The following is a 13,353-nucleotide window of genomic DNA, read 5'->3' on the forward strand; positions in this document are numbered from 1 at the left end:
GCGCCACCATCTTGGTGGTTCTTGCACGTTATGGACGTTAGCAAAGCCAATCGTCTGTAACGGAAAAAGGCCGGTGGCAAAAGCCACCAGCCATCAGCCTTTCGCTTAACGCGTGGGCTGGACGTTCAAAATCGATGCTTATTTCAGCTCGACTTTGGCGCCTGCTTCTTCCAGAGCAGCTTTGGCTTTTTCAGCAGCGTCTTTAGCTACTGCTTCCAGAACCATTGCTGGAGCGCCGTCAACGACTGCCTTGGCTTCTTTCAGGCCCAGACCGGTCAGTTCACGAACTGCTTTAATGACGTTAACTTTCTTCTCGCCAGCTTCGGTCAGCATGACGTTGAATTCGGTTTGCTCTTCAACAACAGCAGCAGCAACAGCTGGGCCAGCAGAAGCAGCGGCAGCGCTTACGCCGAATTTTTCTTCGAAAGCCTTGATCAGCTCAACGACTTGCAGAACGGACATCTCGGCTACTGCGTTGAGGATATCGTCTTGAGAGATAGACATGAATCTAATTCCTGAATTGGGGGACGGCCTACGCGACCATCGAAATAAACAAAGATACGCGAGAAAAGACGCTCAGCCTTAGGCTGCAGCAGCTTCCTTCTGCTCGCGAACAGCCGCCAGAGTACGAGCCAATTTGCTGGTAGCGCCTTGAATCACGCTCATCAGCTGGGAAATTGCTTCGTCACGGGTCGGCAAGGTTGCCAGTACGTCGATCTGATTAGCTGCGAGGAACTTGCCCTCGAACGCAGCTGCCTTGATCTCGAACTTGTCCTGACCTTTCGCAAACTCTTTGAACAAACGCGCAGCAGCGCCTGGATGCTCATTGGAGAAGGCGATCAAGGTCGGGCCTGTGAACGCGTCATTGAGGACACTGTATTCAGTACCTTCAACAGCGCGCTTGAGCAGGGTGTTACGCACTACACGCACGTATACGCCAGCTTCACGAGCCTCTTTACGGAGTCCGGTCATTGCGCCTACTGTAACGCCACGGGCATCAGCCACGACAGCGGACAGAGCAACTTTGGCAGCCTCGTTGACTTCAGCGACGATGGCCTTCTTGTCTTCGAGTTTAATTGCCACGGGTTTAACTCCTGCTTGTTACCGTTTCATCTGGCCTGAGCCGGATGTCGTTTTGGTGTCTGATTCGGTAAGGAACCGGGAGCACCATCTGCGTAGGCTTGTGGTTTAAGACTTGCGTCGCCTACGGTCTTGGATAGCCCCCGCCAGGCAGGGACCCCAATCTTTCGTAACACAAAACTGTGTTACTTCTGTCTTACGCGTCCAGGGAACCTTGGTCGATGACCAGGCCCGGGCCCATGGTGGTGCTCAGGGTAACGCGCTTGACGTAGATACCTTTCGAAGAAGCAGGCTTGATGCGCTTGAGGTCAGCGATCAGGGCTTCAACGTTTTCCTTCAGCTTGACTGCGTCGAAACCGACCTTGCCAACGGAAGTGTGGATGATGCCGTTTTTGTCGGTGCGATAACGAACCTGACCAGCCTTCGCGTTCTTGACGGCGTTAGCGACGTCAGGAGTAACGGTACCGACTTTAGGGTTAGGCATCAGGCCGCGTGGACCCAGAACCTGACCCAACTGACCAACAACACGCATCGCATCAGGAGAAGCGATAACTACGTCGTAGTTCAGGTCGCCAGCTTTCATTTCGGCAGCCAGATCGTCCATACCAACGCGATCAGCACCGGCAGCCAGAGCAGCTTCAGCAGCCGGGCCTTGGGTGAAGACAGCAACACGTACGGTTTTACCGGTACCGTGCGGCAGAACAGTTGCGCTACGAACAACCTGGTCGGATTTACGAGGATCGACGCCCAGGTTAACAGCAACGTCTACGGACTCGCTGAACTTGACGGTAGACAGCTCGGTCAGCAGAGCAGCAGCGTCTACGAAGTTGTAGGCTTTGCCAGCTTCAAGCTTGCTAGCGATTGCCTTTTGACGTTTGGTCAACTTAGCCATTACACACCCTCCACGTTAAGGCCCATGCTACGAGCGGAACCGGCGATAGTACGCACGGCCGCTTCCAGGTCTGCAGCAGTCAGATCAGCGCTTTTTGCTTTAGCGATGTCTTCCAGCTGAGCACGAGTCACGGTGCCAACTTTAACGGTGTTCGGGCGAGCCGAGCCGCTGGTCAAGCCTGCAGCTTTCTTCAGCAGAACAGAGGCAGGAGTACTTTTTGTTTCAAAAGTGAAGCTACGGTCGCTGTATACAGTGATGATCACTGGAGTCGGCAAGCCTGGCTCAAGACCCTGAGTACGGGCGTTGAATGCTTTACAGAATTCCATGATGTTCACACCGTGCTGACCCAGAGCAGGACCAACTGGCGGGCTCGGGTTAGCCTGAGCGGCTTTCACTTGCAGCTTGATGTATGCGGTTATCTTCTTGGCCATGAGGCACTCCAATTACGGGTTCAAACGCCCTTTAGGGCTCCCCGGCTACTTACACGTATATCCCAGTGACGAAAAAACCCCACAGCCTTAGGCTGCGGGGTATGGGATTCCAGCTCAGTTATGCCTTTTCGACCTGACTGAACTCCAGCTCTACCGGAGTAGAACGTCCGAAAATGAGCACCGCCACTTGGATACGGCTCTTTTCGTAGTTAACTTCTTCGACCGTGCCATTAAAATCAGCGAACGGACCATCGGTGACACGAACAACTTCACCTGGCTCGAACAGTGTTTTTGGCTTCGGCTTATCGCTACCATCAGCAACGCGACGCAAAATTGCTTCTGCTTCTTTGTCGGTGATTGGAGCTGGCTTATCAGCAGTACCGCCGATAAAGCCCATGACGCGAGGAGTATCCTTGACCAAGTGCCAAGTACCCTCATTCATTTCCATCTGTACAAGCACGTAACCAGGGAAGAATTTACGCTCGCTTTTGCGCTTCTGGCCATTACGCATTTCAACCACTTCTTCAGTGGGAACCAGAATTTCGCCGAAGCCATCTTCCATGCCTGCCAGCTTCACACGCTCGATCAACGAGCGCATTACATGCTTCTCGTAACCCGAGTAAGCATGCACTACGTACCAACGCTTAGCCACGGGACACCCTTAGCCAACTATCAAGGAAACAAGCCAGCCGAGCAGGGAATCAAGCCCCCACAACAGCAACGCCATGACCAGAACGACAGCCACCACAATCAAAGTGGTCTGCGTGGTCTCTTGGCGAGTAGGCCATACGACTTTACGGATCTCTGCACGCGCTTCTTTTGCCAGGACAAAGAATGCCTTGCCTTTACCGGTTTGAAGAGCAACAAACGCAGCAACGGCAGCAATGACAAGAAGTACGAGAACACGGTACAGAATCGGAGCGGACGAGTAATACTGATTACCGACGACACCAACTACAACCAAAGCGACTACCAAGAGCCATTTCAGCGAGTCAAAGCGCGAGTCTGATGCTTCAGCCTTGGGATTCATCTACGGAGATCCTGTGAAAAGAAAGCCAGATTACATCTAGGGAATCTGGCAGGTCAGGAGGGAATCGAACCCCCAACCTACGGTTTTGGAGACCGTCGCTCTGCCAATTGAGCTACTGACCTAAAAGCAAAATCAGGCCGACCATTATGCGGACCCGACAAGAGTTTTTCAACACCTCATTCAGAAACCATCAACAGATGCTGCCGACAGATGCTGAAAGCTTTAAGCACAACACTTCAAGAGTGAAGCCACTTAAAACAAAGGCAGATATTTTCATATCTGCCTTTGAACAATGGAGCTCTTGAGCGGATTTGAACCGCTGACCTCACCCTTACCAAGGGTGTGCTCTACCAACTGAGCTACAAGAGCGAAACACTTTGCAAGAACCGCAAACATGGAGCGGGTAGCGGGAATCGAACCCGCATCATCAGCTTGGAAGGCTGAGGTTCTACCACTAAACTATACCCGCACAACTTGCAGCTCGCGCTAAATATGGTGGAGGGGGAAGGATTCGAACCTTCGAAGTCGTAGACGTCAGATTTACAGTCTGATCCCTTTGGCCGCTCGGGAACCCCTCCTAAGCGAGGCAGCATTCTCAATGCTTACTGCCCTTCTGTCAACCTTTTTCTCATTAAAAACCTGAGGTTACATGCGTTGACTACTGCTGCTTCACTTGCGAGGTTTACACCTCACTGCGAAGCGGGCGCCATTCTATGCAAACTAATCGGCAGTTGCAATGCCCTCACAAGACATTATTTTGTTTTTTAATTGCGGGAAATCCTGAAGCAACTGATTGAGCATTCCATCACCGACCAGACGACGACTTTCAGGAGAGATCCTGAGCCAGTAGCCTGTCACACCACCCGACGGCAAGACCTGAAACTGCGACTGCACATCCAGGCTATTGAAACGCTGCTCGACAGCACGCGCCTCCTCCTGGCGTGGAAAGCCCCCTAGATACAGACAGCTACTTTCCGCCTCGCGAGAGGCGCGCCCCACGTCGGACTCGCTGAGCAGCCGGATATCCTGCTGGGGAGCACGGTACAACGACAAAGGCAGCACCTCCTTGGCACGCAAAGGAGCTTCTTGCTGATGCCAGATGTAATAAAAGGCATTGAGCATCAACAGCAAAAGGAATAGCCAACGCATAAAAACCTCAGCGCAACGGACAGGCCAGAGCCAGACCGACGAAAACCAGGTCAGGCACCACTCGAACATCAGTCAGGACATCCTCGACCAGCCCCGCATCGCCGCCGGTTACGAAGACACAAAAATCATCACCCCAGTAATTGCGCGCCAACTCCAGTTGCGTCAGGGCAAAGCCTCTCAACATCAGGGAGCAACCACGCTCGACAGCCTCGGAAGTTGCACGCCCAGGAACGAAGCTGACCAGCGCACGCTCGGCCGCAGCATCGTCGTATCGGATACGCCGCGTATGGGTGCGCAATTGGTTACGCATCAACGGCATACCCGGACATATGAAGCCTCCCAGGTGCCGACCATCCGCATCAACGAAATCAGAGGTCACAGCCGTACCCAGATCAATGACCAGGCACGCCTTTCGGGCTATGTGATAAGCACCTACAAACGCAAGCCAGCGGTCGAGCCCCAACCGCTCGTAGTCGTCGTATCCATTCTCAACCCCCGCCAGCTCTCTTGCAGGCATCGCACAGACAGGGTGAATCGAGAAGGCCTGAACAAGAGCAGCCACAAGCTTCTCGGTTTCCTCGGCGCTACGGACACTGACCAGACGGCAGGCACTCAACTTCAACCCTGGAAGGTGCAACAGATGCTCCAGCAGCGCACTATCGGAATCGACGACACCACCCGCAAATCGAGCCACACCTCCTACATCAATTACACGCCACTTGATGAAGCTATTCCCACAGTCGAGTTCAAGTATCATCACGCAACCTCAGGCTGAGCTCACCACCACTAAAGCTTTTCTCCACGCCACCTACATCGAGGCGCAACGCACCCAGCACATCAATACCCAAGACTACACCCTCGACCACCTCGGCACCCGAAAGCAGGGTGACAGCACAACCCTGCCACAAGTGTCCTTGCTCCCACTCAGCCTGAAACGCTGCAAAACCCCTCTCACGATGCAGGGCGAGCAAGGCATCAAGCTTTTGACTCAAACGGGCAGCCAGATTATTGCGATCAGAAAGAGCGCCCGTCTCAAGACGCAGAGACGTCCAGGACTGATCCACGTCGACGGAGGTCTGCATATTGACGTTGACGCCTATGCCTATCACGACATGACACACATCTGCAGGGTCACCGATCAGCTCAAGAAGGATGCCGGCAATCTTGCGTCGACCTACGAGAACATCGTTAGGCCACTTGAGGCCTGCACCCTTGACTCCTGACTCACGCAGGACCTGCATGACCGCAAGCCCGACCAGCAGGCTGAGCCCCTCAAGCTGACGCATTCCGCCATCCACGCGCAACGCCAGGCTGTAATACAGGTTTTCACCAAAGGGGCTCACCCACTTGCGACCACGACGCCCTCTTCCAGCCGTCTGGCTTTCTGCCAGAACCAGCATAGGCATGGCAGCGCCCAGGCCGATCTGACGCACCGCTTCGGCATTTGTAGAATCGACCGAGTTTGCGACATGAACCGACCAGCCCGCAGGAAACCCCATTTGCGATATGGACGGCGCAGACAGAAGAGAAACCGGGCTGGCAAGCCGATAGCCACGGCCACGCACCTTATGAACCTCAACGCCCAACTCAGCCTCAAGCTGTTGAAGCCGCTTCCAGACGGCGCTTCGGCTGACACCGAGCACATCACCCAAAACCTGCCCGGAGTGAAACTCGCCATCGGCCAGAAGCCTTAACAAGGTCATCATGTAAATATCGCCTAGCAATGAGGCACGCATGATAGCCACGCAAGCCTGGGATGCATAGAAACGAAAAAGTGTTTTTCGAGCCAAAAGACAAAACCCCCACCTGCGTGAGCAGATGGGGGTTTCGGAATGTAATCTTGACGATGACCTACTCTCACATGGGGAAACCCCACACTACCATCGGCGATGCATCGTTTCACTGCTGAGTTCGGGATGGGATCAGGTGGTTCCAATGCTCTATGGTCGTCAAGAAATTCGGTAGCCGGTGCGTGATGATTCACGTGCCAGCGAATGGGTGTGTAATAGAATGTGTGGGTGGCGCAAACTTTCGGTTCGTCATCTTCACTCACCACAACCTGCGTCAGCAGATTGCTTGGGTGTTATATGGTCAAGCCTCACGGGCAATTAGTATGGGTTAGCTCAATGCCTCACAGCACTTACACACCCCACCTATCAACGTCGTAGTCTTCGACGGCCCTTCAGGGAACTCAAGGTTCCAGTGAGATCTCATCTTGAGGCAAGTTTCCCGCTTAGATGCTTTCAGCGGTTATCTTTTCCGAACATAGCTACCCGGCAATGCCACTGGCGTGACAACCGGAACACCAGAGGTTCGTCCACTCCGGTCCTCTCGTACTAGGAGCAGCCCCTCTCAAATCTCAAACGTCCACGGCAGATAGGGACCGAACTGTCTCACGACGTTCTAAACCCAGCTCGCGTACCACTTTAAATGGCGAACAGCCATACCCTTGGGACCGGCTTCAGCCCCAGGATGTGATGAGCCGACATCGAGGTGCCAAACACCGCCGTCGATATGAACTCTTGGGCGGTATCAGCCTGTTATCCCCGGAGTACCTTTTATCCGTTGAGCGATGGCCCTTCCATACAGAACCACCGGATCACTAAGACCTACTTTCGTACCTGCTCGACGTGTCTGTCTCGCAGTCAAGCGCGCTTTTGCCTTTATACTCTACGACCGATTTCCGACCGGTCTGAGCGCACCTTCGTACTCCTCCGTTACTCTTTAGGAGGAGACCGCCCCAGTCAAACTACCCACCATACACTGTCCTCGATCCGGATAACGGACCTGAGTTAGAACCTCAAAGTTGCCAGGGTGGTATTTCAAGGATGGCTCCACGCAGACTGGCGTCCACGCTTCAAAGCCTCCCACCTATCCTACACAAGCAAATTCAAAGTCCAGTGCAAAGCTATAGTAAAGGTTCACGGGGTCTTTCCGTCTAGCCGCGGATACACTGCATCTTCACAGCGATTTCAATTTCACTGAGTCTCGGGTGGAGACAGCGCCGCCATCGTTACGCCATTCGTGCAGGTCGGAACTTACCCGACAAGGAATTTCGCTACCTTAGGACCGTTATAGTTACGGCCGCCGTTTACCGGGGCTTCGATCAAGAGCTTCGCTTGCGCTAACCCCATCAATTAACCTTCCGGCACCGGGCAGGCGTCACACCCTATACGTCCACTTTCGTGTTTGCAGAGTGCTGTGTTTTTAATAAACAGTCGCAGCGGCCTGGTATCTTCGACCGGCATGAGCTTACGGAGCAAGTCCTTCACCCTCACCGGCGCACCTTCTCCCGAAGTTACGGTGCCATTTTGCCTAGTTCCTTCACCCGAGTTCTCTCAAGCGCCTTGGTATTCTCTACCCAACCACCTGTGTCGGTTTGGGGTACGGTTCCTGGTTACCTGAAGCTTAGAAGCTTTTCTTGGAAGCATGGCATCAACCACTTCGTGTTCGAAAGAACACTCGTCATCAGCTCTCGGCCTTGAGACCCCGGATTTACCTAAGATCTCAGCCTACCACCTTAAACTTGGACAACCAACGCCAAGCTGGCCTAGCCTTCTCCGTCCCTCCATCGCAATAACCAGAAGTACAGGAATATTAACCTGTTTTCCATCGACTACGCTTTTCAGCCTCGCCTTAGGGACCGACTAACCCTGCGTCGATTAACGTTGCGCAGGAAACCTTGGTCTTTCGGCGTGGGTGTTTTTCACACCCATTGTCGTTACTCATGTCAGCATTCGCACTTCTGATACCTCCAGCAAGCTTCTCAACTCACCTTCACAGGCTTACAGAACGCTCCTCTACCGCATCACCCGAAGGTGATACCCGTAGCTTCGGTGCATGGTTTGAGCCCCGTTACATCTTCCGCGCAGGCCGACTCGACTAGTGAGCTATTACGCTTTCTTTAAAGGGTGGCTGCTTCTAAGCCAACCTCCTAGCTGTCTAAGCCTTCCCACATCGTTTCCCACTTAACCATGACTTTGGGACCTTAGCTGACGGTCTGGGTTGTTTCCCTTTTCACGACGGACGTTAGCACCCGCCGTGTGTCTCCCATGCTCGGCACTTGCAGGTATTCGGAGTTTGCATCGGTTTGGTAAGTCGGGATGACCCCCTAGCCGAAACAGTGCTCTACCCCCTACAGTGATACATGAGGCGCTACCTAAATAGCTTTCGAGGAGAACCAGCTATCTCCGAGCTTGATTAGCCTTTCACTCCGATCCACAGGTCATCCGCTAACTTTTCAACGGTAGTCGGTTCGGTCCTCCAGTCAGTGTTACCTAACCTTCAACCTGCCCATGGATAGATCGCCCGGTTTCGGGTCTATACCCAGCGACTAAACGCCCTATTAAGACTCGCTTTCGCTACGCCTCCCCTATTCGGTTAAGCTTGCCACTGAATATAAGTCGCTGACCCATTATACAAAAGGTACGCAGTCACCCAACAAAGTGGGCTCCCACTGCTTGTACGCATACGGTTTCAGGATCTATTTCACTCCCCTCTCCGGGGTTCTTTTCGCCTTTCCCTCACGGTACTGGTTCACTATCGGTCAGTCAGTAGTATTTAGCCTTGGAGGATGGTCCCCCCATGTTCAGACAAGGTTTCTCGTGCCCCGTCCTACTCGATTTCATTGACAAGAGATTTTCGCGTACAGGGCTATCACCCACTATGGCCGCACTTTCCAGAGCGTTCCGCTAATCTCAACTCAACTTAAGGGCTGGTCCCCGTTCGCTCGCCACTACTAAGGGAATCTCGGTTGATTTCTTTTCCTCAGGGTACTTAGATGTTTCAGTTCCCCTGGTTCGCCTCTTGCACCTATGTATTCAGTACAAGATAACTGTCTTATGACAGCTGGGTTCCCCCATTCAGACATCTCCGGATCACAGTCTGTTTGCCGACTCCCCGAAGCTTTTCGCAGGCTACCACGTCTTTCATCGCCTCTGACTGCCAAGGCATCCACCGTATGCGCTTCTTCACTTGACCATATAACCCCAAGCAATCTGGTTATACTGTGAAGACGACATTCGCCGAAAATTTGCAATTCACTCACAAATTTTACCTTAGCCTGTGATTCCACCAGTGAAAGTGGTTCACAGTCTAACTTTCTATTACATACCCAAATTTTTAAAGAACGATTCTGATAAAGATCAGAAATCAACATTCAGGCACCGTCTCGGTGGAATGCTCATTTCTAAGCTTTGACTGTGGTTGCTGCTGCAGCACTTGATGCTGACCAATGTATGGTGGAGCCAAGCGGGATCGAACCGCTGACCTCCTGCGTGCAAGGCAGGCGCTCTCCCAGCTGAGCTATGGCCCCAAACAATTGGTGGGTCTGGGCAGATTCGAACTGCCGACCTCACCCTTATCAGGGGTGCGCTCTAACCAACTGAGCTACAGACCCAATCGTCTTCTTCAATGAATCAAGCAATTCGTGTGGGAGCTTATGGCAAAGCTGAGTCGTCGATTAAGGAGGTGATCCAGCCGCAGGTTCCCCTACGGCTACCTTGTTACGACTTCACCCCAGTCATGAATCACACCGTGGTAACCGTCCCCCCGAAGGTTAGACTAGCTACTTCTGGTGCAACCCACTCCCATGGTGTGACGGGCGGTGTGTACAAGGCCCGGGAACGTATTCACCGCGACATTCTGATTCGCGATTACTAGCGATTCCGACTTCACGCAGTCGAGTTGCAGACTGCGATCCGGACTACGATCGGTTTTGTGAGATTAGCTCCACCTCGCGGCTTGGCAACCCTCTGTACCGACCATTGTAGCACGTGTGTAGCCCAGGCCGTAAGGGCCATGATGACTTGACGTCATCCCCACCTTCCTCCGGTTTGTCACCGGCAGTCTCCTTAGAGTGCCCACCATCACGTGCTGGTAACTAAGGACAAGGGTTGCGCTCGTTACGGGACTTAACCCAACATCTCACGACACGAGCTGACGACAGCCATGCAGCACCTGTCTCAGTGTTCCCGAAGGCACCAAACCATCTCTGGTAAGTTCACTGGATGTCAAGGCCTGGTAAGGTTCTTCGCGTTGCTTCGAATTAAACCACATGCTCCACCGCTTGTGCGGGCCCCCGTCAATTCATTTGAGTTTTAACCTTGCGGCCGTACTCCCCAGGCGGTCAACTTAATGCGTTAGCTGCGCCACTAAAATCTCAAGGATTCCAACGGCTAGTTGACATCGTTTACGGCGTGGACTACCAGGGTATCTAATCCTGTTTGCTCCCCACGCTTTCGCACCTCAGTGTCAGTATGAGCCCAGGTGGTCGCCTTCGCCACTGGTGTTCCTTCCTATATCTACGCATTTCACCGCTACACAGGAAATTCCACCACCCTCTGCCCTACTCTAGCTCGCCAGTTTTGGATGCAGTTCCCAGGTTGAGCCCGGGGATTTCACATCCAACTTAACGAACCACCTACGCGCGCTTTACGCCCAGTAATTCCGATTAACGCTTGCACCCTCTGTATTACCGCGGCTGCTGGCACAGAGTTAGCCGGTGCTTATTCTGTCGGTAACGTCAAAATCGTCACGTATTAGGTAACGACCCTTCCTCCCAACTTAAAGTGCTTTACAATCCGAAGACCTTCTTCACACACGCGGCATGGCTGGATCAGGCTTTCGCCCATTGTCCAATATTCCCCACTGCTGCCTCCCGTAGGAGTCTGGACCGTGTCTCAGTTCCAGTGTGACTGATCATCCTCTCAGACCAGTTACGGATCGTCGCCTTGGTGAGCCTTTACCTCACCAACTAGCTAATCCGACCTAGGCTCATCTGATAGCGCAAGGCCCGAAGGTCCCCTGCTTTCTCCCGTAGGACGTATGCGGTATTAGCGTCCGTTTCCGAGCGTTATCCCCCACTACCAGGCAGATTCCTAGGCATTACTCACCCGTCCGCCGCTCGCCACCCGGTACAAGTACCTGTGCTGCCGCCCGACTTGCATGTGTTAGGCCTGCCGCCAGCGTTCAATCTGAGCCATGATCAAACTCTTCAGTTCAAACATCGTTGGGTTTTGAGAAAACCCTAAACTTGGCTCAGCAATCGTTGGTTACATCTTTGATTTCTCGCGGAGTAACTTGCGTTGCTGATAATCTGTTGACTTCAGTCTTACACCACAAGCACCCACACGAATTGCTTGATTCAGTTGTTAAAGAGCGGTGGGCTGAGCCTTTCGTCTCAACCGAGGCGCGCATTTTACAGCGCCCTCTGTATCTGTCAAGCGGTTATTTCAACAAGTTTCAAAGTTTCCTTTGCAACTTCAACCACTTGCGCTTCGATCAACGTCGCGTTGCTCGTCAGCGGGAGGCGAATTCTACAGGACCCGAAGGCTGTGTCAAACGCTTTCTCACACCGCTGTCGATCACGCTGCAATCGAAGCACTTCCAGCCCGACTCCAGAACCGCCAAACACTTGCAAACTGTTGATTTACAAGGCTTTTTCAGTTCCGTCTGCGCCGGAAGTGGGGCGAATTATAGAGAGATTAAATCGCCCGTCAACCGTTAATTTAACTTTTATTCCAAAACCAGGGTAATGCGCCCAAAAGCCTTCTTGCCAGCCTGGCAAACATGGGTAGCCCCAACCTTGAAGATAAAGCTGCGATCAACAACCTCACCATCTATACGCACACCACCGGAAGCCAGCAGATCACGAGCGACAGCAGAGTTCTTCACCAAGCCTGCCTTATTAAGGACGGCGGCCACCGGCATATCTTCAGCAGCGCTGACAGAAATTTCCGGCAAGTCGTCTGGCAGCTCGCCATCCTTCATGCGGTTACCCGCAGACCGATGCGCATTAGCAGCAGCCTCTTCACCATGGAAACGAGCCACGATCTCTTCAGCGAGCTTGATCTTGATGTCGCGAGGATTGGCACCGGCTTCGCACGCTGCCTTGAGCTCATTGATCTCTTCCATGGAGCGGAAGCTCAACAACTCGAAGTAGCGCCACATCAAGGCATCAGGAATAGAAACCAGTTTGCTATAGATGACGCCCGGCGCTTCCTGAATACCTACATAGTTACCCAGCGACTTGGACATCTTCTTGACGCCGTCCAGACCTTCCAGCAAAGGCATAGTCAGAATACATTGCGCTTCCTGGCCATAGGCACGCTGCAGCTCACGCCCCATCAGGAGGTTGAATTTCTGGTCGGTACCGCCAAGCTCGACATCCGCACGCAACGCGACCGAGTCATAACCTTGCACCAGCGGGTACAGGAACTCATGGATGGCGATCGGCTGGCTGCCTTTATAGCGTTTGTCGAAGTCGTCACGCTCCAGCATCCGCGCAACGGTGTACTGCGAAGACAGACGAATGAAGTCCGCCGGACTCAGCTTGTCCATCCAGGTGGAGTTGAAGGCGACTTCGGTCTTGGCCGGATCGAGGATCTTGAAAACCTGAGCCTTGTAAGTCTCGGCGTAATCCAGAACCTGCTCGCGGGTCAGCGGAGGACGAGTAGCGCTCTTGCCGCTCGGGTCGCCGATCATCCCGGTGAAGTCACCGATCAGGAAAATGACCTGATGCCCCAGATCCTGGAACTGGCGAAGCTTATTAATAAGGACAGTGTGCCCCAGATGCAGGTCAGGTGCCGTTGGATCGAACCCTGCCTTGATACGCAGCGGCTGACCGCGCTTGAGTTTGGCGACCAGTTCGGCCTCGACCAGGAGTTCATCCGCGCCACGCTTTATAAGCGCAAGCTGCTCTTCAACCGACTTCATATCAGCCCCCAATTTAAAGGGAACCAACCATACAAGATCAGAGCCCAATTACAAGT

Annotated in this window: 11 protein-coding genes, 6 tRNA genes and 3 rRNA genes; 1 reads left to right on the forward strand and 19 read right to left on the reverse strand. The window is 53.2% G+C overall.

What is annotated here, in order from left to right; all coding sequences use genetic code 11:
* Positions 1 to 138: 138 nt before the first annotated feature.
* From rplL to KQP88_RS21985, 18 genes are all read right to left on the reverse strand, one after another.
* Positions 139 to 504, reverse strand: coding sequence for a 50S ribosomal protein L7/L12 (gene rplL / locus KQP88_RS21900; RefSeq protein WP_200994437.1), 366 nt, complete (start codon positions 502 to 504; stop codon positions 139 to 141).
* 78 nt (positions 505 to 582) lie between these two features.
* Positions 583 to 1,083 carry a 50S ribosomal protein L10 gene (gene rplJ / locus KQP88_RS21905; protein ID WP_117163592.1) on the reverse strand — a complete coding sequence of 167 codons (501 nt, stop codon included), beginning with the start codon at positions 1,081 to 1,083 and terminating at the stop codon, positions 583 to 585.
* 193 nt (positions 1,084 to 1,276) lie between these two features.
* Positions 1,277 to 1,972, reverse strand: a complete 696-nt coding sequence (rplA, locus tag KQP88_RS21910) for a 50S ribosomal protein L1 (protein ID WP_025262060.1) — start codon at positions 1,970 to 1,972, stop codon at positions 1,277 to 1,279.
* Complete coding sequence (rplK, locus tag KQP88_RS21915) at positions 1,972 to 2,403, reverse strand: 50S ribosomal protein L11 (protein ID WP_025262061.1); 432 nt, start codon at positions 2,401 to 2,403, stop codon at positions 1,972 to 1,974. The genes rplA and rplK overlap by 1 nt, the downstream gene beginning before the upstream one ends.
* A gap of 118 nt (positions 2,404 to 2,521) precedes the next feature.
* The gene (gene nusG / locus KQP88_RS21920; protein ID WP_025262062.1) at positions 2,522 to 3,055 is read right to left on the reverse strand and encodes a transcription termination/antitermination protein NusG; all 534 of its coding nucleotides are present in this window, start codon (positions 3,053 to 3,055) and stop codon (positions 2,522 to 2,524) included.
* A 9-nt stretch (positions 3,056 to 3,064) separates the two neighbouring features.
* The gene (secE, locus tag KQP88_RS21925) at positions 3,065 to 3,433 is read right to left on the reverse strand and encodes a preprotein translocase subunit SecE (protein WP_025262063.1); all 369 of its coding nucleotides are present in this window, start codon (positions 3,431 to 3,433) and stop codon (positions 3,065 to 3,067) included.
* A gap of 46 nt (positions 3,434 to 3,479) precedes the next feature.
* Positions 3,480 to 3,555, reverse strand: a tRNA-Trp gene (locus KQP88_RS21930).
* Positions 3,556 to 3,726: 171 nt separating this feature from the next.
* A tRNA-Thr gene (locus tag KQP88_RS21935) sits at positions 3,727 to 3,802 on the reverse strand.
* A 26-nt stretch (positions 3,803 to 3,828) separates the two neighbouring features.
* A tRNA-Gly gene (locus KQP88_RS21940) sits at positions 3,829 to 3,902 on the reverse strand.
* 24 nt (positions 3,903 to 3,926) lie between these two features.
* Positions 3,927 to 4,011 (reverse strand) — tRNA-Tyr (locus KQP88_RS21945).
* A 142-nt stretch (positions 4,012 to 4,153) separates the two neighbouring features.
* Entirely contained in the window at positions 4,154 to 4,582 is a 429-nt protein-coding gene (locus tag KQP88_RS21950; RefSeq protein WP_216706017.1) for a hypothetical protein, read from the reverse strand.
* 7 nt (positions 4,583 to 4,589) lie between these two features.
* A complete protein-coding gene (locus KQP88_RS21955) occupies positions 4,590 to 5,339 on the reverse strand; it encodes a pantothenate kinase (RefSeq protein WP_216704147.1) in 750 nt (249 codons plus the stop codon).
* Positions 5,329 to 6,288 (reverse strand): bifunctional biotin--[acetyl-CoA-carboxylase] ligase/biotin operon repressor BirA, encoded by a 960-nt coding sequence (gene birA / locus KQP88_RS21960; protein ID WP_216704148.1) that lies wholly within the window; start codon positions 6,286 to 6,288, stop codon positions 5,329 to 5,331. The genes KQP88_RS21955 and birA overlap by 11 nt, the downstream gene beginning before the upstream one ends.
* A 132-nt stretch (positions 6,289 to 6,420) precedes the next feature.
* A 5S ribosomal RNA gene (rrf, locus tag KQP88_RS21965) occupies positions 6,421 to 6,536 on the reverse strand.
* A gap of 133 nt (positions 6,537 to 6,669) precedes the next feature.
* Positions 6,670 to 9,562 (reverse strand): 23S ribosomal RNA (locus tag KQP88_RS21970).
* A 258-nt stretch (positions 9,563 to 9,820) separates the two neighbouring features.
* A tRNA-Ala gene (locus tag KQP88_RS21975) sits at positions 9,821 to 9,896 on the reverse strand.
* 7 nt (positions 9,897 to 9,903) lie between these two features.
* Positions 9,904 to 9,980, reverse strand: a tRNA-Ile gene (locus KQP88_RS21980).
* A 64-nt stretch (positions 9,981 to 10,044) separates the two neighbouring features.
* Positions 10,045 to 11,583: ribosomal RNA gene (locus KQP88_RS21985) — 16S ribosomal RNA — on the reverse strand.
* The 16S, 23S and 5S rRNA genes sit together here with 2 tRNA genes alongside, the layout of an rRNA operon.
* 32 nt (positions 11,584 to 11,615) lie before the next feature.
* Between KQP88_RS21985 and KQP88_RS25345 the strand changes: the two genes are divergently transcribed.
* Positions 11,616 to 12,089, forward strand: coding sequence for a hypothetical protein (locus KQP88_RS25345; RefSeq protein ID WP_253950517.1), 474 nt, complete (start codon positions 11,616 to 11,618; stop codon positions 12,087 to 12,089).
* A gap of 8 nt (positions 12,090 to 12,097) precedes the next feature.
* Here KQP88_RS25345 and tyrS read toward each other — a convergent pair whose 3' ends face one another.
* Entirely contained in the window at positions 12,098 to 13,297 is a 1,200-nt protein-coding gene (gene tyrS, locus KQP88_RS21995) for a tyrosine--tRNA ligase (RefSeq protein ID WP_216704149.1), read from the reverse strand.
* Positions 13,298 to 13,353: the final 56 nt, after the last annotated feature.

It is taken from the genome of Pseudomonas lijiangensis, assembly GCF_018968705.1.
Taxonomy (GTDB): Bacteria; Pseudomonadota; Gammaproteobacteria; order Pseudomonadales; family Pseudomonadaceae; genus Aquipseudomonas; species Aquipseudomonas lijiangensis.